20 protein-coding genes and 1 other annotated feature are annotated in these 21,052 nt (G+C 45.4%); all 20 genes read left to right on the top strand.

What is annotated here, in order from left to right; translation table 11 throughout:
* Positions 1 to 5: 5 nt before the first annotated feature.
* The 20 genes from pgeF (at position 6) to pyrE (ending at position 20,919) form a co-directional block, all read left to right on the top strand.
* Entirely contained in the window at positions 6 to 833 is an 828-nt protein-coding gene (gene pgeF, locus AC3EBE_RS15755; RefSeq protein ID WP_488595991.1) for a peptidoglycan editing factor PgeF, read from the top strand.
* Positions 834 to 1,520 carry a YggS family pyridoxal phosphate-dependent enzyme gene (locus AC3EBE_RS15750; RefSeq protein WP_488595990.1) on the top strand — a complete coding sequence of 229 codons (687 nt, stop codon included), beginning with the start codon at positions 834 to 836 and terminating at the stop codon, positions 1,518 to 1,520.
* Complete coding sequence (locus AC3EBE_RS15745; protein WP_488595989.1) at positions 1,521 to 1,961, top strand: cell division protein SepF; 441 nt, start codon at positions 1,521 to 1,523, stop codon at positions 1,959 to 1,961.
* A gap of 6 nt (positions 1,962 to 1,967) precedes the next feature.
* Positions 1,968 to 2,228 carry a YggT family protein gene (locus AC3EBE_RS15740; RefSeq protein WP_488595988.1) on the top strand — a complete coding sequence of 87 codons (261 nt, stop codon included), beginning with the start codon at positions 1,968 to 1,970 and terminating at the stop codon, positions 2,226 to 2,228.
* 86 nt (positions 2,229 to 2,314) lie between these two features.
* Positions 2,315 to 3,088, top strand: coding sequence for a YlmH family RNA-binding protein (locus tag AC3EBE_RS15735; RefSeq protein ID WP_488595987.1), 774 nt, complete (start codon positions 2,315 to 2,317; stop codon positions 3,086 to 3,088).
* A 90-nt stretch (positions 3,089 to 3,178) separates the two neighbouring features.
* On the top strand, positions 3,179 to 3,700 hold the full coding sequence (locus AC3EBE_RS15730; RefSeq protein ID WP_488595986.1) for a DivIVA domain-containing protein: 522 nt from the start codon (positions 3,179 to 3,181) through the stop codon (positions 3,698 to 3,700).
* 49 nt (positions 3,701 to 3,749) lie between these two features.
* Positions 3,750 to 3,989: a binding site (T-box leader), on the top strand.
* An 80-nt stretch (positions 3,990 to 4,069) separates the two neighbouring features.
* Entirely contained in the window at positions 4,070 to 6,832 is a 2,763-nt protein-coding gene (gene ileS, locus AC3EBE_RS15725) for an isoleucine--tRNA ligase (RefSeq protein ID WP_488595985.1), read from the top strand.
* Between the two features lie 148 nt (positions 6,833 to 6,980).
* On the top strand, positions 6,981 to 7,268 hold the full coding sequence (locus AC3EBE_RS15720; protein WP_488595984.1) for a TraR/DksA family transcriptional regulator: 288 nt from the start codon (positions 6,981 to 6,983) through the stop codon (positions 7,266 to 7,268).
* Between the two features lie 348 nt (positions 7,269 to 7,616).
* The gene (lspA, locus tag AC3EBE_RS15715) at positions 7,617 to 8,108 is read left to right on the top strand and encodes a signal peptidase II (RefSeq protein WP_488595983.1); all 492 of its coding nucleotides are present in this window, start codon (positions 7,617 to 7,619) and stop codon (positions 8,106 to 8,108) included.
* Positions 8,080 to 8,991, top strand: coding sequence for an RluA family pseudouridine synthase (locus AC3EBE_RS15710; RefSeq protein ID WP_488595982.1), 912 nt, complete (start codon positions 8,080 to 8,082; stop codon positions 8,989 to 8,991). Before lspA ends, AC3EBE_RS15710 begins: the two co-directional genes overlap by 29 nt.
* 209 nt (positions 8,992 to 9,200) lie before the next feature.
* Positions 9,201 to 9,743 (top strand): bifunctional pyr operon transcriptional regulator/uracil phosphoribosyltransferase PyrR, encoded by a 543-nt coding sequence (gene pyrR / locus AC3EBE_RS15705; RefSeq protein ID WP_488595981.1) that lies wholly within the window; start codon positions 9,201 to 9,203, stop codon positions 9,741 to 9,743.
* Between the two features lie 142 nt (positions 9,744 to 9,885).
* On the top strand, positions 9,886 to 11,205 hold the full coding sequence (locus tag AC3EBE_RS15700) for a solute carrier family 23 protein (RefSeq protein WP_488595980.1): 1,320 nt from the start codon (positions 9,886 to 9,888) through the stop codon (positions 11,203 to 11,205).
* A 199-nt stretch (positions 11,206 to 11,404) separates the two neighbouring features.
* The gene (locus AC3EBE_RS15695; RefSeq protein WP_488595979.1) at positions 11,405 to 12,349 is read left to right on the top strand and encodes an aspartate carbamoyltransferase catalytic subunit; all 945 of its coding nucleotides are present in this window, start codon (positions 11,405 to 11,407) and stop codon (positions 12,347 to 12,349) included.
* Positions 12,312 to 13,595, top strand: coding sequence for a dihydroorotase (pyrC, locus tag AC3EBE_RS15690; protein ID WP_488595978.1), 1,284 nt, complete (start codon positions 12,312 to 12,314; stop codon positions 13,593 to 13,595). Before AC3EBE_RS15695 ends, pyrC begins: the two co-directional genes overlap by 38 nt.
* Positions 13,592 to 14,689, top strand: coding sequence for a carbamoyl phosphate synthase small subunit (locus AC3EBE_RS15685; RefSeq protein ID WP_488595977.1), 1,098 nt, complete (start codon positions 13,592 to 13,594; stop codon positions 14,687 to 14,689). Before pyrC ends, AC3EBE_RS15685 begins: the two co-directional genes overlap by 4 nt.
* On the top strand, positions 14,676 to 17,888 hold the full coding sequence (gene carB, locus AC3EBE_RS15680) for a carbamoyl-phosphate synthase large subunit (RefSeq protein ID WP_488595976.1): 3,213 nt from the start codon (positions 14,676 to 14,678) through the stop codon (positions 17,886 to 17,888). The genes AC3EBE_RS15685 and carB overlap by 14 nt, the downstream gene beginning before the upstream one ends.
* Positions 17,885 to 18,658, top strand: a complete 774-nt coding sequence (locus AC3EBE_RS15675) for a dihydroorotate dehydrogenase electron transfer subunit (protein ID WP_488595975.1) — start codon at positions 17,885 to 17,887, stop codon at positions 18,656 to 18,658. The genes carB and AC3EBE_RS15675 overlap by 4 nt, the downstream gene beginning before the upstream one ends.
* Positions 18,655 to 19,596 carry a dihydroorotate dehydrogenase gene (locus AC3EBE_RS15670; protein WP_488595974.1) on the top strand — a complete coding sequence of 314 codons (942 nt, stop codon included), beginning with the start codon at positions 18,655 to 18,657 and terminating at the stop codon, positions 19,594 to 19,596. Before AC3EBE_RS15675 ends, AC3EBE_RS15670 begins: the two co-directional genes overlap by 4 nt.
* Complete coding sequence (gene pyrF, locus AC3EBE_RS15665) at positions 19,568 to 20,284, top strand: orotidine-5'-phosphate decarboxylase (RefSeq protein ID WP_488595973.1); 717 nt, start codon at positions 19,568 to 19,570, stop codon at positions 20,282 to 20,284. The genes AC3EBE_RS15670 and pyrF overlap by 29 nt, the downstream gene beginning before the upstream one ends.
* Positions 20,281 to 20,919, top strand: coding sequence for an orotate phosphoribosyltransferase (pyrE, locus tag AC3EBE_RS15660; RefSeq protein ID WP_488595972.1), 639 nt, complete (start codon positions 20,281 to 20,283; stop codon positions 20,917 to 20,919). The genes pyrF and pyrE overlap by 4 nt, the downstream gene beginning before the upstream one ends.
* Positions 20,920 to 21,052: the final 133 nt, after the last annotated feature.

Genomic DNA, 21,052 nt, shown 5'->3' with positions numbered 1-21,052 from the left:
TTAAAATGGAACCTTTCATCCTGAGTAAAGATGAATTTTTTTCAATAAAAGAATGGATGGATCGTTATCCTGGACTTGAAGCTGGTTTCACGACAAAGAATGGCGGAGTCAGCAAGCAGGCATTCTCAGGCTTGAACTTTGGTTTTCATGTTGGTGATGATCTGGGAGCAGTCTGCCAGAATCGCCTGCTGCTGGCCAATAAAATTAATTTTCCGCTGGATAGCTGGATTGGCGCCGAGCAAACCCATGGGGTTCGTATACAAAAAGTGTCGAAAAAAGATCAGGGCAGAGGCTCTGAAGATTACGAGTCCTCTTTTAATGATACGGATGGATTTTTTACCGATGAAACAGGAATTTTGCTCACACTTTGCTATGCAGATTGTGTTCCGCTTTACTTCATTGAACCAGACAGCAGGCTGATTGGAGCAGCCCATGCCGGTTGGAAGGGGACAGTTAGCGGCATAGGTGCTGAAATGATTAACAAGTTTCAGCAAAATGGGGCAAAAATAGAAAAAATTTCTGCAGTAATTGGTCCATCAATATGCAAAAAATGTTATATTGTTGATGAGAGAGTAATCCTTTTAGTAAAAAATGTACTAGAAGGTGTCGAAAGTTTACCATATAATCAAGTTAGTGAAGGTCAATATTCTCTCGATCTTAAGGAAGTAAACCGGCAGATCTTATTAAAAGCCGGTGTTAAAAATGAGAATATCCATGTTACCGATTTTTGCACTAGCTGCCATAGTGAGCATTTTTACTCCCATAGACGGGATAAAGGTAATGCCGGGAGAATGCTTGCCTATATCGGGTGGAAGGAGGATAGCCGTCCATAAATGAAAGTATCAGAAAATCTGGAGGTTATCCAGAATCAAATCAACGAAGCTTGCCAGAAGGCCAATCGAAATCCTGAAGATATAAAAATTATCGCCGTTACGAAATATGTCTCAGCAGAACGGGCACAGGAAGCAATTGACTCTGGGCTTATCCATTTGGGCGAAAATCGTGATGAAGGAATGCTCGATAAAATAGGCCTAATAAAGGACAAACCTGTCTGGCATTTTATTGGCACACTTCAAACAAGAAAAGTGAAGAATATTATCGGCCATGCTACATACATCCATTCGTTGGACAGGCTTTCGCTTGCAAAGGAAATCGATAAGCGGGCCGCTTCGAAGATCAAGTGCTTAATCCAGGTTAATGCGTCAGGAGAAGAGAGCAAGCATGGATTAGCGCCTGAAAAGGTAATTGATTTCATAAAGGAATTAAAACAGTATCAAAACATCGTTGTTGCTGGATTGATGACAATGGCACCAAATACAGCAGACGAGAAGATAATCAGAGATTGTTTCAAAACACTCAAACGGCTGCAGGCTGACATCAGGGATTTACATCTTGACTATGCTCCTTGTGAAGAACTGTCAATGGGAATGTCGAATGATTTTAAAATAGCAGTTGAAGAAGGATCTACTATGGTTCGAATTGGGACAGCCCTGGTAGGCAACGAATCGGAGGTGCAATAAATGAGTTTAAAATCAAAAATTAAGACATTTTTTTTCCTGGAAGATGAATATGACTATAATGATGAGGAAATGCTCGAAGAGGAAGTGGAGCCTATGAAGCCAAGCCGGCAGCCCGCACAGCAAAAGCAAAATGTTGTCAGCCTCCAGAGTGTGCAGAAATCATCTAAAGTAATCTTAATGGAGCCAAGGATGTATGCTGAAGCTCAGGAAATTGCGGATCATCTTAAAAATCGCCGTGCGGTAGTCGTCAACCTGCAGAGAATTGATCATGAACAGGCTAAGCGGATTGTCGATTTCCTGAGCGGAACAGTGTATGCAATCAGCGGTGATATTCAGCGCATCGGCATGAATATCTTTTTATGTACCCCGGATAATGTAGAGGTGACAGGAAATATTTCTGAGCTAATGCAGGAGCGGGATTTTCAAGAGTCGAGGTGGTAATAGCAAATGGATGCTTTAGTGGTGATTGTAGCTAACATTATCGGGATTTATCAATGGGCGTTGATTATTTATATTTTCATGTCTTGGTTCCCGAACGCAAGAGAGACAAAGATCGGACAATTTCTGGCCCGTATTTGTGAGCCGTTTTTGGAGCCGTTCCGAAGAATCGTGCCTTCTATTGGCATGATCGATATTTCGCCAATTGTTGCTTTCCTGGTTTTGAAATTCGCAGTATCAGGCTTGTATCAGCTGGCCCATTGGTTTTAAAATATGACTATTCCAGCAGGGTCTTAAGCAGGCCCTGTTTATTTTCTATTCGGGGTAAAACGTTTTAGAAACAAAAGGAGATCACAATGAATATTTACCAGCATTTCCGGCCGGAAGAACGTGAATTCATCGACCAGGTCATTAACTGGAAAGATTATGTGGAGCAGAGCTATGCACCAAAATTAACCGATTTTCTTGACCCAAGAGAACAGCAAATCCTTGCAACTGTCATTGGCAAGCATCCTGATGTCAAATGGGAGCTGTTTGGCGGAGCTCAAGGAACAGAGAGAAAACGTGCATTACTTTTTCCCGACTATGTACAGGCCAGCAAGGAAGATTTCCAGATAAAGCTATTTGGAATAGAGTACCCTAAAAAATTTATCACCATCGAACATCGTCAGGTACTTGGAAGCCTGATGTCACTTGGGCTGAAGCGCGGAAAGTATGGTGACATCCTCATTGATGGAGACAACGTTCAGTTTTTTGCAGCCGCAGAGATTGCCGATTATATCAGGCTGCAGCTTGAATCAGTCGGCAGAGCCTCCATAAGCTTGACTGAACTGGATATTGGGCAGGCAGCAGCTATTGCTGAAGAATGGCATGAAATGAATGCGACAGTGTCCTCATTAAGGCTTGATACAGTTATGTCATCACTATTCAACCTGTCCAGGCAGAAATCGCAGCTTCTGATCCAGCATGGCCATGTAAAAGTGAACTGGACTGCGATCGAAAACAGTGCGTTTGAATGCGGCGAGGGGGATGTCATTTCAGCGCGTGGATATGGAAGGGCAAAAATCATCACAATTGAAGGGAAAACCAAAAAAGATAAATACCGGGTTATTGCCGGAAGGAAAAAATAAATATATATTTATAGAAGAAGGATTTTTAGTGTTTTTGTCGAATCTTTGCTTAAAGTACATAAAGGATATAACTTAATGGGAGGTGGCGTCATGCCTTTAACGCCGTTAGATATACACAACAAAGAATTCAACAAGGGATTCCGCGGGTATGATGAAGATGAAGTAAATGAATTTCTTGATCAGGTCATCAAGGACTATGAACTGATTATCCGTGAAAAAAAAGAGCTTGAAGAAAGGCTCAATGAAATGAATTCCAGGCTTGGGCATTTTACGAATATTGAGGAAACTCTCAATAAATCAATCGTAATTGCACAGGAAGCCGGTGAAGAAGTACGCCGCAACGCGCAAAAAGAGGCAAAGCTGATCATTAAGGAAGCGGAAAAGAATGCAGACCGAATCATCAACGAATCTCTATCCAAAGCGCGCAAGATTGCTTTGGAAATTGAGGAGTTGAAAAAGCAGTCCAAGGTTTTCCGCACAAGATTCAAGATGCTGATCGAAGCACAATTGGATATGCTGAATACGGATGACTGGGATCATCTTTTAGAATACGAGCTTGATTCAACCGAATTGAAGACAGCAGCCCGTGAAGAAGAAGATTCACTGGCTTGACGCAGAGTGGTCATTTCGCATATAATTTCATAACAAAGTGCAATACATGATAGAAACGATGACAGGGACAGTATGGCTGTTCAAATGCTTGCCAAAGCGAGATGGGGAAGGTGGAAGCCCATTGCGAGCCGATAGCCTGAAAATCACCCTATAGTTCCGAGCTGAACCTCCGAACAGGAGCAGTAAGTGCAGGCGTGACATTCGCGTTAAGAATGCTAAGAGGACAGAATGAACATCATTCTAGTCTATTTAGGGTGGTACCGCGGGAATAAACCTTCTCGTCCCTTTTCAGGGATGAGGAGGTTTTTTTATTTTCTCAATCATCACTATCATGTTTGCCAGGGTAAAGAATAGGGAGGATATAATTTAATGGAGTACAAAGATACGTTGCTCATGCCTAAAACCGAGTTCCCGATGCGAGGAAATCTTCCAAACAGGGAACCTGAAATCCAGGCAAAATGGGAAGAAATGAATATTTATGAAAAAGTTCAAAATCATACTGAAGGCCGCCCGCTTTTCATCCTGCATGATGGCCCTCCATATGCAAATGGTGACATCCATATGGGACACGCGCTAAACAAAATCCTCAAGGATTTTATCGTGCGCTACAAATCAATGAGCGGCTTCTGCTCACCATATGTACCAGGCTGGGATACGCACGGACTGCCGATTGAACAGGCATTGACGAACAAAGGCGTCAAACGTAAAGAACTGACTGTCGCTGAATTCAGGAAGCTATGTGAGGAGTATGCATACGAGCAAATCAATAATCAGCGTGAACAGTTCAAACGCCTGGGTGTCAGAGGGGACTGGGAGAATCCATATATCACCTTGAAGCCGGAATATGAGGCACAGCAAATTAAGGTATTCGGCGAAATGGCAAAGAAAGGCTATATTTATAAAGGCAAGAAGCCTGTCTACTGGTCTCCATCAAGTGAATCAGCACTTGCAGAAGCTGAAATCGAATATCAAGATAAGCGTTCTGCATCAATCTACGTTGGTTTCCCGGTAAAGGACGGTAAAGGAGTTCTCGATCAGGATGTTGAAGTTGTCATCTGGACAACGACACCTTGGACAATTCCTGCCAACCTGGGGATTTCAGTTCACCCTGATTTAACATATGTTGTTGTTGTTGAAACAGGCGGAAGGAAGTTACTTGTTGCAGAAGCTCTTCTTGAGACTGTTACAAATGAAATTGGCTGGGAAAACCCTACAGTAGTCAAGAAAGTTTCTGGTAAAGAGCTTGAAGGCATACTGGCGAGCCATCCTTTATATGGACGGGATTCCCTCGTTATGCTTGGTGAACATGTTACGACTGATGCCGGTACTGGCTGCGTCCACACTGCTCCAGGGCACGGGGAAGACGACTTTTATGTAGGACAGAAATATGGCCTGGAAGTACTGTGCCCTGTAGATGACAAGGGTTATATGACTGCAGAAGCAGAAGGCTTTGAAGGATTATTCTATGATCAGGCGAACAAGCCAATCACAGAAAAGCTTGAAGAAGTCGGTGCATTACTGAAGCTTAGCTTCATCACACACTCATACCCGCATGACTGGAGAACAAAGAAGCCTGTAATTTTCCGTGCGACAGCACAATGGTTTGCTTCCATCAAGGACTTCAGAAGCGAACTGCTAAAAGCTGTAGAAGAAACGAAATGGGTACCGGCATGGGGAGAGACAAGATTATTCAATATGGTCCGCGACCGCGGTGACTGGTGTATTTCCCGCCAGCGTGCATGGGGCGTTCCAATCCCTGTTTTCTATGGAGAAAATGGAGAAGAAATTATTACTGATGAAACAATTGACCATGTATCTAAGCTATTCCGTGAACATGGTTCAAATATCTGGTTTGAAAAGGATGCAAAGGAGTTGCTGCCTGAAGGCTTCAGCCATCCTGCAAGCCCGAATGGCCATTTTACAAAAGAAACTGACATTATGGATGTTTGGTTCGATTCTGGTTCATCACACCAGGCAGTACTTGTTGAGCGAGATGATCTCCAGCGTCCAGCAGACCTTTACCTTGAGGGCTCAGACCAATACCGCGGCTGGTTCAACTCATCACTGTCCACTGCTGTTGCAGTAACAGGCAAGGCGCCATACAAAGGAGTCCTTAGCCATGGCTTCGCTCTTGATGGAGAAGGCCGCAAGATGAGCAAGTCAATCGGAAACGTTGTCGTTCCGGCAAAGGTTATGAACCAATTAGGAGCAGATATCCTTCGTCTCTGGGTTGCCTCTGTAGATTACCAGTCAGACGTCCGTGTATCTGACGCAATCCTCAAGCAGGTTGCTGAAGTATACCGCAAGATCCGCAACACATTCCGATTCTTGCTTGGAAACCTTGCTGATTTCAATCCTGAAACTGATGCAGTGCCTTTTGAACAGCTTCGGGAAGTTGACCAGTTCATGCTTGTCAAGCTGAATAAATTGATCAAATATGTGCGCAATGCATACGACAATTACGAATTTGCGGGCGTATACCACGCGGTGAATAACTTCTGTACCCTTGATTTAAGTGCATTCTATCTTGATTTTGCAAAGGATGTACTTTACATTGAAGCAGCTGATAATGCAGACCGCCGTGCAATCCAGACTGTTCTTCACGAGAGCTTGCTTGCATTGGTGAAGCTGACTGCACCGATCCTTTCTCATACAGCAGACGAGGTTTGGTCTTTCATCCCTTCTGTAAAAGAAGAAAGTGTCCAGCTGACGGATATGCCTGAATACAAGGAAATTCCAAATGCTAAAGATTTGGAAACAAAGTGGAATGCATTTATGAACCTGCGCGATGATGTCCTTAAAGCGCTTGAGGAAGCTAGAAATGAAAAAGTCATCGGCAAATCATTAACAGCAAAAGTCTCTTTATATGTTAATGACAGCACGAAGCATCTGCTCGATTCCATTTCTGAAAACCTCGGCCAGTTATTCATTGTGTCGGGCTTTGAAGTTGCAGGAAGCTATGAAGAGGCGCCAGAAAACGCAATTAAGCTGGAGAAGGCTGCAATTGTTGTTACTAAAGCCGAAGGCGAAACATGTGAACGCTGCTGGGTTGTTACCCCTGAGGTAGGCAAGGTAGAAGAGCATCCAACTCTATGCCCGCGCTGCGCAGCAGTAGTTAAAGAAAATTATTAATGCAAAAAAAACTCCGGGGTCTTCCGGAGTTTTTTTTCTGCCAAATATCTTCCTTCATGGGAATTCCTGCAGTACATGTAAAAACTTTTCCCGTGTCAGCAAATCGTGCCGGGAAATAATAGCTGTAAACAGGAACGGGGGCAGATATATGAAAAGTAATCTTTATTACATTTACAATGAACTCCGTGAAACGAAAACAGAATTGTTAGCGTACCTGAATCATGAACAGACCGATCAGCGAATCCTGCCGTACATCCTGGACGAGCTGCGGGATATTGAAACAGCATTAGCCAAAATGGAAACCGGCGAGTATGGAAAATGCGAAATCTCCGGAGAAACCATGCCGTTTGAATTACTGCAAACCATCCCGACTGCAAGGACGGCGATGGAATTGCATCTGGCAGAGCAATATTGCCGAAAGCCGATTTATTCATAAAAGAGCTGATGGTGGAGAATTTGCTTGTGAAAATATTGAATTGTTGATTGGTGACAGATTTATTGGGCAATTGAATCAAAGGTCACCAATAAGCCCGATTGGAGCCCATTTTTACTGGGCAAACGAAAAAACAGGTCCCCAATGGTCTCTGTTAGAACTTCTTTCACATTAAGAACCTTTAACAGGTCATCATCAATCGAACGGGGATGTCTATTTATCCCAGAAGCAGGAACAGCCCCGTTTATACAGCTGTATCTTCTCATCCAATCTTATAATGTCTGTCGTTTTTATTTTATATGTGCTAAAATGCAAAGGTAATGATTTGCTGTGGATGTGGAGGTTACCTTTGTGTTTTATTACATAATTGCACTTTTCGTGATTTTGCTTGACCAGCTGACTAAATGGCTGATTGTCAAAAATATGGAGCTTGGTGATAGCATCCAGGTGATTGAGAACTTTTTTTACATCACCTCACACCGCAACCGCGGTGCTGCATGGGGAATCCTGCAGGGACAGATGTGGTTTTTTTATCTTATTACGATCGTTGTGATCATCGGCCTTGTCATTTACATTCAAAAAGCAGCGAAAGGCAAACTGCTGCTTGGGGTTTCACTCGGCTTTATGCTGGGAGGGGCAATCGGGAATTTTATAGACAGGGTGTTCCGGAAAGAAGTGGTTGATTTCATCAATACCTATATTTTCGGGTACGATTTCCCTATTTTCAATATCGCCGACTCCGCACTTGTTATCGGTGTGGGATTGTTGATGATTGAGATGATCAGGGAAGAGAGAGAGGCGAAAAAGAAAGCTTATGGAGAAAATGGAACACATCATCAATGAAGACCAGGCTGGGGACAGAATAGACAAGGTTGTATCGACACTTGACCCTGAATGGTCCAGAAGCCAGGTGCAGCAATGGATCAAGGATGGAAATGTCCTTGTGAATGGAGTACCTGTAAAGACTAATTATAAATGCAGCCTTCAGGACAGGCTGGTGATCAGCATTCCAGATCCGGAAATCCTGGATGTGATCCCTGAAAAAATGGACCTGGAGATCTTTTATGAAGACCAGGATGTTCTGGTAGTCAACAAACCTAAAGGGATGGTAGTACACCCGGCCCCGGGCCATATGACGGGAACTTTAGTGAATGGGTTGATGGAGCACTGCAAGGACCTATCAGGAATCAATGGTGTTCTGCGCCCGGGGATTGTCCACAGGATCGATAAAGATACCTCTGGGCTTTTGATGGTCGCCAAGAATGATCTTGCACATGAAAGTCTTGTGAACCAGCTCGTCGCAAAAACAGTGACACGCAGGTACAAAGCGCTGGTCCATGGGAATATCCAGCATGACTTTGGCACGATCGATGCTCCGCTTGGCCGCGACCAAAAGGACCGTCAGAGCATGACAGTTGTTGATAATGGCAAACATGCCGTCACTCACTTCAATGTTCTTGAACGTTTCAAAGATTTCTCCTTTGTGGAATGCCAGCTTGAAACAGGCAGGACGCACCAAATCCGTGTCCATATGAAATATATTGGTTATCCACTTGCCGGTGACCCGAAATATGGACCAAAACGGACACTGGATATCGGAGGCCAGGCGCTTCACGCTGGAGTGCTGGGCTTTGAGCATCCAAGGACAGGAGAGTATCTGGAATTTGAAGCACCACTTCCAGAATATTTCACTGAGCTCTTAAATGAACTAAGAGAAAATCGTTGACAAAGTTCTACAATTGTCTTAAGATGACTATAGTTTAATAAGTCCTTTAAAGACAGTCCCGTGAGGCTGAGAAGGAAACGGATTTGCAACAGGCATGATTATGCCCTGCTGCATGCTTACAATGTCGTTTACCCTCTTGCCTGTACAGGCAGGAGGGTTTTTTAATATCCGTTTTCAATCGTAAACAGAGAAGGAGTGAAAACAAAGACATGACTGAAAAAGCAGTTGTCCTTGATCAGCAAGGCATCAGACGAGCCCTAACAAGGATCGCACACGAAATCATTGAGCGAAATAAAGGAATTGAAGATAGCATACTTGTAGGGATCCGCACAAGAGGAATTTATATAGCCAATAGGCTGGCTGAACGAATTCGCGACATTGAAGGAGCGGAGATTCCGGTCGGAGAGCTGGATATCACACTGTATCGCGATGATCTAACGAAAAAAACAAACGACCAGGAGCCTGAAGTCAGAGGATCGGACATCCCTGTGGATATCGCAAACAAAAAGGTTATCCTTGTGGATGATGTTCTTTACACGGGCAGGACGGTACGGGCAGCGATGGATGCACTGATTGACATCGGGCGCCCGGCAACAATTCAGCTGGCGGTGCTTGTGGACCGAGGCCATCGGGAGCTGCCGATCAGGGCGGATTTTGTAGGGAAAAACATCCCGACTTCAAGCTCCGAAAAAATCGTTGTAGAACTTCAGGAAGTAGACGAAGAAGAACGAGTGAGCATTTTTGAAAAATAAATAAACACCCTTTTAATACAGTCCAGAGAGGCTGAAAAAGGGGGAGCACGGAGCCTGGCTTCGTGCGGGTTTTTTATGGCCCATACCCTCTTTGCACCCTCTGGCAAAGAGGTTTTTTTTTACAAAAGAGAGGAGACATACAATGAACAAACCAATACTCGATATCAAAGACGTCCCATCACCATTACAATGGGTCACACTAAGCCTTCAGCACTTATTCGCCATGTTTGGCGCGACTATCCTTGTACCATACCTGGTGGGCTTGAGCCCAGCCATTGCCCTGATCTCCAGCGGTCTGGGAACGATCGCTTTCCTGATCATCACTAAATTCCAGGTTCCAGCATACCTTGGTTCATCCTTTGCCTTCATTGCACCAATCATTGCTGCTAAAGCAGGCGGCGGCCCAGGGGCAGCAATGGTAGGAACTTTCCTTGCCGGACTTGTGTACGGAATTGTAGCTCTGATCATCAAGCAGGCAGGCTACCGCTGGATTATGAAATTGCTTCCGCCAATCGTGGTCGGACCCGTCATCATCGTCATCGGCCTTGCGCTTGCTGGAACTGCCGTCAACATGGCGATGAATGTTCCAGGAACTACAGAGTACAGTCTGCTCCATTTCTCAGCAGCACTGGTAACACTTGCAGCAACCATCATCTTCTCGATTTACGCTAAAGGAATGCTGAGCATGGTTCCAATCCTTGCTGGTATCATCGTCGGTTATATATACTCACTGGCAATCGGAATTGTTGACTTCTCAATCGTGCAAAAAGCTGGCTGGTTTGAAATGCCGGAATTCATCTTCCCATTCGTTGATTACAACGTGAGCATCAATATGAAAATCATCCTGCTGATGGTCCCTGTAGCGATCGTGACTATCTCTGAACACATTGGCCACCAGCTCGTCCTTAGCAAGGTTGTAGGCCGCGACTATATTAAAGAACCCGGCCTTCACCGCTCCATCCTTGGTGATGGTATGGCAACAATGATCTCTGGTTTAATCGGAGGTCCGCCGAAAACAACTTATGGTGAAAATATTGGCGTACTGGCGATCACAAGAGTGTATAGTGTCTATGTACTGCTAGGCGCAGCGGTTATTGCGACAGTATTTGGTTTCATCGGTAAAGTCACAGCGCTGATCAGCTCGATTCCCACACCTGTCATGGGCGGAGTATCCATACTGCTGTTCGGGATCATCGCATCATCAGGCTTAAGGATGCTGGTTGATAGCAAAATTGATTTTGGCAATACAAGAAATCTGGTTATCTCATCTGTCATTCTTGTCATCGGAATCGGCGGCGCCTATATCAAGGTTTCTGAGGATTTCCAAATCCAGGGCATGGCTCTTGCTGCAATCATCGGAGTCGTACTGAACATCATTCTTCCAGGACGTCCTGAAGTTGAAGAAGATATGTTTGAAACGGAAATTGAAAAAAAAACTGAGAAAAAGAACGATGTAGCATAGTATCACCTTTTAAAGAAAGTCCAGAGAGGCTTAAAAGGGTGTTATGAGCGAACCGGCTTATTCAGCATACTTATAAAACCTGGCTCAGGTTTTATGCCGGAATGTTCATGGCAAGCACCCTGTTTAAATGACAGGGTGCTTTTTTTACACCCTCTCCGCAATGAAAGCTTTTAATACGGTGTGATAGGGAGGACTAAAAATGAAAAGGGATCTGCTTACGACCTCACAATTAAGTATTGAAGAAATAGAGGAAATACTGCAGGCAGCAAGTGATTTTTCCAGCGGCAAGGTATGGCAGCCGAATCGGAAATTTTTTATCAGCAATCTGTTTTTCGAGCCAAGCACGAGGACAAAATCGAGCTTCGAGGTAGCAGAAAGACGTCTGGGGCTTGAGGTCATTCCCTTTGAGGTCCAGACCTCCAGCGTTTTGAAGGGAGAAACATTGTATGACACGGTCAGGACTCTTGAAGCAATTGGCATCGATGCAGTGGTGATCAGGCATAACGCAGATGAATATTTCAAGGAACTGGAAAATGGAATATCAATTCCGATCATTAACGCAGGAGACGGCAGGGGACACCATCCAACACAATCATTGCTGGACCTCCTGACAATCCAGCAGGAATTTGGAGAATTTGAAGATCTTAAGGTAGCCATAATTGGCGACATCAGGCATAGCCGGGTTGCCAGGTCGAATGCAGATGCCTTGGTCAGGCTGGGAGCGACAGTGATTTTTTCAGGACCCGAGGAATGGATTGACATGAAGGAAATGCCGGATGGCTGCGGCTATAAGGACATCGATGAAGCGGTTAAAGAAGCTGATGTCTTGATGCTGTTGCGTGTGCAGCATGAACGCCATGATGGTAAAGTCCTCTTTGAGAAAGGGGATTATCATAGACGCTTCGGACTGACTGTTGAGAGAGAAAAGCTGATGAAGCCAGGGAGCATCATCCTTCATCCTGCACCGGTCAATCGCGGGGTAGAAATCGCTGATGAGCTGGTAGAGTGCAATAGGTCAAGAATCTTTAAACAAATGGAAAATGGCGTCTATGTAAGGATGGCAGTGTTAAAAAGAGCGATTGAAAACAGAACAGGGGGAATGAGACATGTCAATGCTGATCAAAAATGGCAGATTGCTTACTGAAAACGGTTTTGAAGAAACAGATTTATTAATTAAGGATGGGAAAGTGGCCCACATAGGCAAAAACCTGACAGCAAAAACGGCCAAAATTATTGACGCGGATGGCAAACTGATTGCCCCAGGATTTATCGACCTTCATGTCCACCTTAGGGAGCCGGGCGGAGAGAAGAAGGAAACGATTGAAACGGGAACTCTTGCTGCAGCCAGGGGAGGATTCACAACAGTTGCGGCAATGCCGAACACCAGGCCAGTTCCTGATTCCGCTGAACAGCTTAAATGGGTTCTTGAGAAAATCAAAGAAACAGCCGCTGTAAGAGTGCTGCCCTATGCTTCGATAACCATTCGTGAACTGGGCCAGGAGCTTACCAAATTTGAAGAACTGAAGGCAGCAGGAGCATTTGCATTGACTGACGATGGAGTAGGCGTCCAGTCAGCTGGTATGATGCTTGAAGCAATGAAACAGGCGGCCAAGCTAGATCTGACGGTTGTTGCCCATTGCGAAGATAATACACTGATCAATAAAGGCTCACTCCATGAGGGAAAAAAATCCGCTGAGCTTGGGATCAACGGCATTCCTTCAGTTTGTGAATCAGTACATATTGCGCGGGACATCCTGTTGGCAGAACAAGCGGGATGCCACTACCATGTTTGCCATATTAGCACCAAGGAATCAGTAAGGGCAGTCCGCGATGCCAAACGCTATGGGATTAATGTGACGGCCGAAGTAACACCCCATCACCTCCTGCTGAATGAAGACGACATACCTGGCAATGATGCGAATTTTAAAATGAATCCGCCATTAAGAAGCAAGGCAGACCAGGAAGCACTAATCGAAGGCTTGCTCGATGGCACGATTGATTTCATCGCCACCGACCATGCCCCTCACACAAGCGCTGAGAAAGCTGAAGGCTTCGAGCTGGCGCCTTTTGGAATCGTCGGGCTGGAAACGGCATTTCCGCTTTTATATACACATTTAGTCGAAACAAAGATCATCTCTTTAAAGCAGCTGATTGATTTGCTCACGGTCAAGCCTGCTGCTGCTTTTGGACTGCCATATGGGGAGATTAAAGTTGGGGCTGTGGCGGACATAGTTCTCATCGACCTTGAGAAACAGGTAGAGATTAACCCTGAAGAATTTTTATCAAAAGGGAAGAATACACCATTTGCCGGATGGAGTTGTAAGGGCTGGCCTGTGGTAACCATTGCGGAAGGAAAAATAGTCTGGGAAGAAGGATGTGTGACTGCATGAAAAAACAATTGATTTTAGAAGACGGTACGATTTTAGTGGGGGAAGGCTTCGGAAGTGATACAGCAAAGTATGGAGAGGTTGTATTCAATACCGGAATGACCGGATACCAGGAGATTCTTTCTGATCCATCATACTGCGGACAAATTGTCACACTCACTTATCCCCTGATTGGCAACTACGGAATCAACCGCGATGATTTTGAATCAATCAGCCCAGCGGTACATGGTTTAATTGTGAAAGAAAACGCTGAATATCCATCAAACTGGCGCTCTGAATTATCGCTCGATGGATACCTGAAAATGAAAAATATCCCTGGAATTGCAGGAGTCGATACACGAAAGCTGACAAAAATCATCAGGCAGCACGGAACCTTGAAGGGGGCAATTTGCGGAATTGAAGAAAATCCTGAAGAAGTCATTGCGTCACTAAAAAGCAAGGTGCTTCCAGCCGATCAGGTAAAACAAGTTTCTACTAAAACACCTTATCCAAGCCCAGGCCGGGGAAATCGGGTTATCCTTGTTGATTTCGGCATGAAGCATGGAATCTTAAGAGAATTGAATGACCGTAATTGTGATGTAATTGTGGTTCCGTACAATACTACTGCTGAGGAAATTTTAAGCCTTAGTCCTGACGGGATCATGCTATCCAATGGCCCTGGGGATCCAAAGGATGTTCCGGAAGCAATTGAAATGATTAAAGGATTGATCGGAAAAATACCGTTGTTTGGCATTTGCCTCGGCCATCAGCTGTTTGCCCTTGCATGCGGTGCGGATACAGAAAAAATGAAATTTGGCCACCGCGGATCAAACCATCCTGTCAAGGACTTGAATACTGGAAGAGTCGCTCTGACTTCACAGAACCACGGCTACACAGTAAAAGAAGATTCAATTTCGGGTACGGAACTTGCAGTAACTCATATTGCCCTGAATGATGGGACGATAGAGGGTCTAAAACATCAAAAAGCAGCTGCGTTTACTGTCCAGTACCATCCGGAAGCATCACCAGGACCTGAGGATGCAAATGGATTATTCGATCAGTTCATAGAGTTAGTCGAAGCAGAAAAAAGGGAGGCTGTTGCAAATGCCAAAGCGTAAGGATGTAAACAGTATTTTAGTAATCGGATCAGGGCCAATCATCATTGGCCAGGCCGCCGAATTTGATTATGCCGGCACTCAGGCGTGTATCGCACTTAGGGAAGAAGGCTATAAAGTCATCCTGGTCAATTCAAATCCAGCAACAATCATGACAGATACAGAGATTGCTGATGTTGTATACATAGAGCCGCTTACACTGGAATTTGTAGCAAGAATCATCCGCAAGGAACGCCCGGATGCGATCCTGCCGACACTTGGCGGGCAAACGGGACTTAACCTGGCTGTAGAGCTTTCAAAGGCAGGGGTGCTGGAAGAATGCGGAGTTGAAATCCTCGGCACAAAGCTTGATGCAATAAACCAGGCGGAAGACAGGGAGCTGTTCAGGAACCTTATGAATGAACTAGGCCAGCCTGTACCGGAAAGTGAAATCATCCATAGCCTTGAAGAAGCATACGCCTTCGTTGAGGAAATCGGCTACCCTGTCATCGTCCGTCCAGCGTTCACGATGGGTGGCACAGGCGGAGGAATTTGCAGCAACGAAAAGGAATTAATCGAGATTGTCACAAGTGGGATCAAGAACAGCCCGGTCGGTCAATGTCTGCTTGAAAAGAGCATCGCAGGCTTCAAGGAAATCGAATATGAAGTCATGCGCGATAGCAGCGACAATGCAATTGTTGTCTGCAATATGGAAAACTTTGATCCAGTAGGCGTCCATACGGGTGACTCCATCGTAGTAGCTCCGAGCCAGACAATGAGTGACCGCGAATATCAGCTGTTAAGAAATGCGAGCCTCAAGATTATCCGAGCGCTGAAAATTGAAGGGGGCTGCAATGTCCAGCTGGCATTGGATCCCGACAGCTTCAATTACTATGTAATCGAGGTAAACCCGCGTGTCAGCAGATCTTCAGCACTGGCTTCAAAGGCAACAGGCTATCCAATCGCCAAGCTTGCCGCTAAAATCGCGGTCGGGCTGACACTAGATGAAATGCTGAACCCGGTTACAGGAAAAACATATGCCTGCTTTGAACCGGCATTGGATTATGTGGTCACTAAAATCCCGCGCTGGCCCTTTGATAAGTTTGAATCAGCCAACCGTACGCTTGGAACCCAGATGAAAGCAACCGGTGAGGTAATGGCAATCGGCAGGAACTTTGAGGAGTCATTGTTAAAAGCAATCCGTTCACTCGAAGCAGATGTGACTCATCTCTCATTAAAAAATGCTAGTGAAATTGATGATGAGCTTCTTGAAAAGCGCATTCGGAAGGCTGGAGATGAAAGGTTGTTTTATCTGGCGGAGGCGATCAGAAGAGGTGTAACGATCGAGACGCTTCACAGCTGGAGCCAAATCGACCTGTTCTTCCTTTACAAATTAGAGAGATTAATAGCTTTTGAGATCGAGGTTACAAGCAGTCCATTTGATGAAGAGACAGCGAAAAAGGCAAAACAGAAAGGTTTCTCCGATAAAGTCATCGCAAAACTGTGGGGAACAGATGAAATTTCTGTATATCAATGGCGTATCGAGAAGGGGATCCTGCCTGTATTTAAAATGGTTGACACATGTGCAGCAGAATTTGAATCCGAAACACCATATTTCTATAGCACCTATGAAGAGGAAAATGAATCAGTTGTAACTAGCAGACCTAGTGTCATCGTGCTTGGATCTGGGCCTATCCGTATCGGCCAGGGAATTGAGTTCGACTATGCCACAGTCCACTCTGTAAAAGCAATAAAGGAAGCGGGCTATGAAGCGATCATTGTCAACAATAACCCGGAAACCGTATCAACAGATTTCAGCATCTCTGACAAATTATATTTCGAACCGCTGACAATCGAGGATGTCATGAACATTATCAATCTTGAAAAACCGATTGGTGCTGTCGTCCAATTTGGCGGGCAGACAGCGATCAATCTGGCATCAAAGCTGGTCGAAAGAGGCGTGAAAATCCTTGGAACAAGCCTGGAGGATTTGGACCGCGCAGAAGACAGGGACAAATTCGAACATGCTCTTTCCGACCTCAATATCCCGCTGCCAAAGGGCAAGACGGCAATGTCAGTGGAAGAAGCAGCACATATCGCAGCAGAAATTGGTTATCCAGTACTAGTGCGGCCATCGTATGTACTCGGCGGCAGGGCGATGGAAATTGTCTATAAAGAAGCGGAATTGCTTCACTATATGAAGAACGCCGTTAAAATCAATCCCGAATATCCCGTGCTGATTGACCGTTACCTTACAGGGAAAGAAGTAGAAGTAGATGCGATTTCTGACGGGGAAAACGTGCTGATTCCGGGAATCATGGAGCATATCGAACGTGCAGGAGTCCATTCAGGTGATTCAATCGGTGTCTATCCGCCTCAAAGCCTGAGCGAGAATGTAAAACAAAAGCTGGTTTCCTACACGATGGATCTTGCAAGGGGATTGAATATCGTTGGTCTCCTGAACATTCAATACGTCATATGCAATGAGGAAGTCTATGTGCTTGAAGTGAACCCACGCTCGAGCAGAACCGTTCCTTTCCTGAGCAAAATTACGGAAGTGCCGATGGCAAAAATCGCTACAAAGGTAATTCTCGGGCAAAGTCTGAAAGCCCAGGGGTATGAATCAGGACTTGTCCCGGAACAACAGGGTGTATATGTGAAGGTGCCGGTCTTCTCCTTTGAAAAGCTGCGCAGGGTTGATATCACACTTGGACCGGAAATGAAATCAACCGGCGAGGTCATGGGCAAGGACACTACATTGGAAAAAGCGCTGTATAAAGGGATGATCGCAGCAGGAATGAAAATCAAGCAATATGGGACAGTCCTGCTGACAGTTGCCGATAAGGATAAGGAAGAAGCAGTATCACTGGCTAAAAGGTTCGCTAATATTGGCTATCAGCTAATGGCCACTGAGGGAACTGCACAGTACCTGAATCAGGCGGGAGTAAGGGTAGAAACAGTTGGGAAAATCGGTTCCGAGGGTGAGGATTTAATCGATGTCATCCGCGGAGGCAAAGCACAGTTTGTCATCAATACCCTTACAAAAGGAAAGCAGCCTGAACGGGATGGATTCCGGATTCGCCGTGAATCTGTAGAAAATGGGGTACCATGCTTGACCTCGCTGGATACAGCGGAAGCCATCCTGCGTGTCATTGAATCCATGACATTCTCGGCAGAAGCCCTGGCACCGATGGAGGCAAAAAAAGCAGGTGTCCTTATATGATCAGGCAAGAGAACTGCACGATTGTGAGCAACAGGCAAATCGCTGAAAATATTTATGAGCTGCTGCTGCGAGGGGAAATTACAAGCAGCATGAGTGCACCAGGTCAATTCGTGCATGTGAAAGTCGGAGCAGGCATTGATCCGCTCCTACGCAGGCCGATCAGCCTGGCTGGAATTAATCAGGATGAAAAGACATTTACACTCATATATCGCAAGCAGGGAAGAGGAACTTCTCTGCTTGCTGATAAAACAGCAGGGGATGCAGTTGATATACTTGGGCCTCTGGGTAATGGGTTTCCTGTGGAAGCAGCCGCATCTGGCATGACTGCTGTCCTCGTTGGTGGAGGAGTCGGAGTTCCGCCAATGTTTGAACTGGCAAAACAGCTTTCGGGAAAAGGAATAAAAGTCATCAGCATCATCGGCTTCCAATCTGCCGCCAATGTTTTTTATGAAAATGAATTAGAAAGATTCGGCGAAGTGTACGTGGCGACGGCCGATGGATCCTATGGCAGAAAAGGCTTTGTTACTGACATTCTTGGAGAAATCCATGCTGATGTTGTGTACGCCTGTGGACCTACGCCGATGCTTAAAGCAATCGAAGCAGGCAACTATGCTTCTAAAACCTATTTATCCCTGGAAGAACGTATGGGGTGTGGAATCGGGGCTTGCTTCGCATGTGTATGCCACACCCAGGAGGATCCGCAAGGCTTCAGCTATAAAAAGGTATGCAGTGACGGGCCTGTTTTCAAGGCAGGGGAGGTAGTATTATGAGTTCAATAAGTATTCAGCTTCCAGGTTTGAATTTTAAAAATCCAGTCATGCCTGCTTCCGGATGCTTTGGCTTTGGAAGGGAATTCAGCCAGCTTTATGATCTTAGCCTGCTAGGGGCAATCATGATTAAAGCAACCACACCTGAACCGCGCTTTGGCAATCCAACCCCAAGGGTGGCTGAGACATCAGGCGGGATGCTTAATGCAATCGGACTCCAAAACCCCGGTCTCGAGAAGGTGTACCAAGAGGAGCTGCCCTGGCTGGAGCAATTTGAAGTACCGATTATTGCAAACGTTGCGGGATCAACAGAGGAGGATTACATAGCAGTTGCCAAAAAGCTTTCCGAGGCTCGCAATGTCCATGCACTTGAACTGAATATTTCCTGTCCGAATGTGAAAACAGGAGGCATTGCATTTGGAACTGACCCGGAGATGGCGAAGAACCTTACTAAGAAAGTGAAGGAAGTATCCCGAGTCCCGGTGTATGTGAAGCTTTCCCCTAATGTAACTGACATTGTCAAAATAGCCAAGGCAGTTCAAGACGGCGGGGCAGACGGTATTACGATGATTAACACTCTTCTTGGTATGAGGGTTGACCTTGCCACAGGGAATCCAATTCTTGCGAATAAAACGGGTGGGTTGTCTGGTCCAGCTGTAAAGCCGGTAGCAATCAGGATGATCTATGAAGTCAGCCAGCATGTTTCAATTCCAATCATCGGAATGGGCGGAATCCAGACCGCAGAGGATGTTATCGAGTTCTTCCTGGCAGGTGCAAGTGCAGCTGCAGTGGGTACACAGAATTTCATTGATCCATTTGTCTGCCCGAGTATTATCGAAGAACTTCCTGAAATTCTTAAGAGTCTAAGGGTTGACCATATTTCTGAATTAACAGGGAGGAGCTGGAAAAAGCATGAAAGACTCGCTTATTATCGCCCTTGATTTTCCAAATAAGGCTGAAGTAATGGAGTTTTTAAAACCGTTTGAACACGAGCAGCTTTTTGTAAAAGTCGGTATGGAGCTATTTTATTCAGAAGGACCAGCCATTCTCGAAGAGTTGAAATCTCGCAACCACAAAATCTTCCTGGATTTAAAACTCCATGATATTCCGAATACAGTTAAAAGTGCGATGAAGGCAATAGCCGGCCACGGATGTGACTTGGTCAATGTCCATGCTGCCGGGGGAGCGGACATGATGGCTGCGGCTCTCGAAGGGCTCGAATCCGGAACTGCCTCTGGCAGTAAGCGGCCATACTGCATTGCTGTTACACAGCTGACAAGTACAACAGAAGAGCAGGTCCGTGATGAACAGCTAATCGGCGTTCCGCTATTTGATTCCGTTAAGAACTATGCCGAGCTTGCAAAAAAATCCGGTCTCGATGGTGTGGTATGTTCACCTCAGGAAGCTGGAAGGATCCATCAGAAATTGGGTGCGGAATTCCTGACTGTCACACCGGGAATCAGACCTGCAGGCAGTGAGCTTCAGGATCAAAAAAGAACGGCAACACCTAATTTTGCAAGAGAACAGGGCATCTCAGCGATTGTCGTTGGCAGGCCGATCACCCGTTCTGAAAATCCGCTGGAAAGCTATTTAAATATCAAAAATGAATGGAAGGGTGTTTTTAAATGAAAAAAGAAGTAGCAGGAGCATTGCTTGAAATAGAAGCTGTTAGCTTGCAGCCGGATGCGCCATTTACCTGGTCATCTGGACTGAAATCCCCCATTTATTGTGATAACAGGCTGACATTATCTTATCCTGAAGTGCGCAGGAAAGTAGCTGCGGGCTTGAGCCAGCTAATTAAAGAAAAATTTCCGGAAACCGAAGTCGTGGCAGGAACCGCCACAGCGGGCATTCCGCATGCTGCCTGGGTAGCCGAACTAATGAACCTGCCGATGAGCTATGTACGCTCAAAAGCCAAGGGGCACGGCAAAGGCAACCAGATCGAGGGAAGAATTCTGCCGGGGCAGAAGGTTGTGGTTGTAGAGGATTTGATTTCAACCGGCGGCAGTGTGATTGAAGCAGTCCAGGCATTGCGCAGCGCTGGCTGTGAAGTGCTCGGAGTTGTTTCCATTTTTACATATGAGCTTGAAAAAGGTGAGCAGCAGCTGAAGACGGCAGATATAGAGGCATATTCATTGACTGATTTCACCACGCTTGCAAATGTTGCAGAGGAAAAAGGGTTAATCTCAAAAGAAAATCTGGATAGCCTGGCAGAATGGAGAAAGAACCCTGCAGAGTGGGGACTTGCTAATAAAACGTTATAAAATGCAAAAATGCAGCCGTAATGGCTGCATTTTTGCGATTATAGACGAGGTTTCTAGATTAATTTAATACGGTTATGCCAGAAGAACTTTGTTTATTCCGGAAAACCAGGATTATATTCCGGAAAAGCACCAT

The organism is Mesobacillus sp., from assembly GCF_057785455.1.
Note: the sequence above shows the minus strand (reverse complement) of the source record. Positions and strands in the feature narration are given on the sequence as shown.

Excerpts from the sequence above, each read along its gene's own strand:
- pgeF (WP_488595991.1), top strand. The coding sequence starts at position 6 with ATGGAACCTTTCATCCTGAGTAAAGATGAATTTTTTTCAATAAAAGAA.
- AC3EBE_RS15750 (WP_488595990.1), top strand. The coding sequence starts at position 834 with ATGAAAGTATCAGAAAATCTGGAGGTTATCCAGAATCAAATCAACGAA.
- AC3EBE_RS15745 (WP_488595989.1), top strand. The coding sequence starts at position 1,521 with ATGAGTTTAAAATCAAAAATTAAGACATTTTTTTTCCTGGAAGATGAA.
- AC3EBE_RS15740 (WP_488595988.1), top strand. The coding sequence starts at position 1,968 with ATGGATGCTTTAGTGGTGATTGTAGCTAACATTATCGGGATTTATCAA.
- AC3EBE_RS15735 (WP_488595987.1), top strand. The coding sequence starts at position 2,315 with ATGAATATTTACCAGCATTTCCGGCCGGAAGAACGTGAATTCATCGAC.
- AC3EBE_RS15730 (WP_488595986.1), top strand. The coding sequence starts at position 3,179 with ATGCCTTTAACGCCGTTAGATATACACAACAAAGAATTCAACAAGGGA.
- ileS (WP_488595985.1), top strand. The coding sequence starts at position 4,070 with ATGGAGTACAAAGATACGTTGCTCATGCCTAAAACCGAGTTCCCGATG.
- AC3EBE_RS15720 (WP_488595984.1), top strand. The coding sequence starts at position 6,981 with ATGAAAAGTAATCTTTATTACATTTACAATGAACTCCGTGAAACGAAA.
- AC3EBE_RS15710 (WP_488595982.1), top strand. The coding sequence starts at position 8,080 with ATGGAGAAAATGGAACACATCATCAATGAAGACCAGGCTGGGGACAGA.
- pyrR (WP_488595981.1), top strand. The coding sequence starts at position 9,201 with ATGACTGAAAAAGCAGTTGTCCTTGATCAGCAAGGCATCAGACGAGCC.
- AC3EBE_RS15700 (WP_488595980.1), top strand. The coding sequence starts at position 9,886 with ATGAACAAACCAATACTCGATATCAAAGACGTCCCATCACCATTACAA.
- AC3EBE_RS15695 (WP_488595979.1), top strand. The coding sequence starts at position 11,405 with ATGAAAAGGGATCTGCTTACGACCTCACAATTAAGTATTGAAGAAATA.
- pyrC (WP_488595978.1), top strand. The coding sequence starts at position 12,312 with ATGTCAATGCTGATCAAAAATGGCAGATTGCTTACTGAAAACGGTTTT.
- AC3EBE_RS15685 (WP_488595977.1), top strand. The coding sequence starts at position 13,592 with ATGAAAAAACAATTGATTTTAGAAGACGGTACGATTTTAGTGGGGGAA.
- carB (WP_488595976.1), top strand. The coding sequence starts at position 14,676 with ATGCCAAAGCGTAAGGATGTAAACAGTATTTTAGTAATCGGATCAGGG.
- AC3EBE_RS15675 (WP_488595975.1), top strand. The coding sequence starts at position 17,885 with ATGATCAGGCAAGAGAACTGCACGATTGTGAGCAACAGGCAAATCGCT.
- AC3EBE_RS15670 (WP_488595974.1), top strand. The coding sequence starts at position 18,655 with ATGAGTTCAATAAGTATTCAGCTTCCAGGTTTGAATTTTAAAAATCCA.
- pyrF (WP_488595973.1), top strand. The coding sequence starts at position 19,568 with ATGAAAGACTCGCTTATTATCGCCCTTGATTTTCCAAATAAGGCTGAA.
- pyrE (WP_488595972.1), top strand. The coding sequence starts at position 20,281 with ATGAAAAAAGAAGTAGCAGGAGCATTGCTTGAAATAGAAGCTGTTAGC.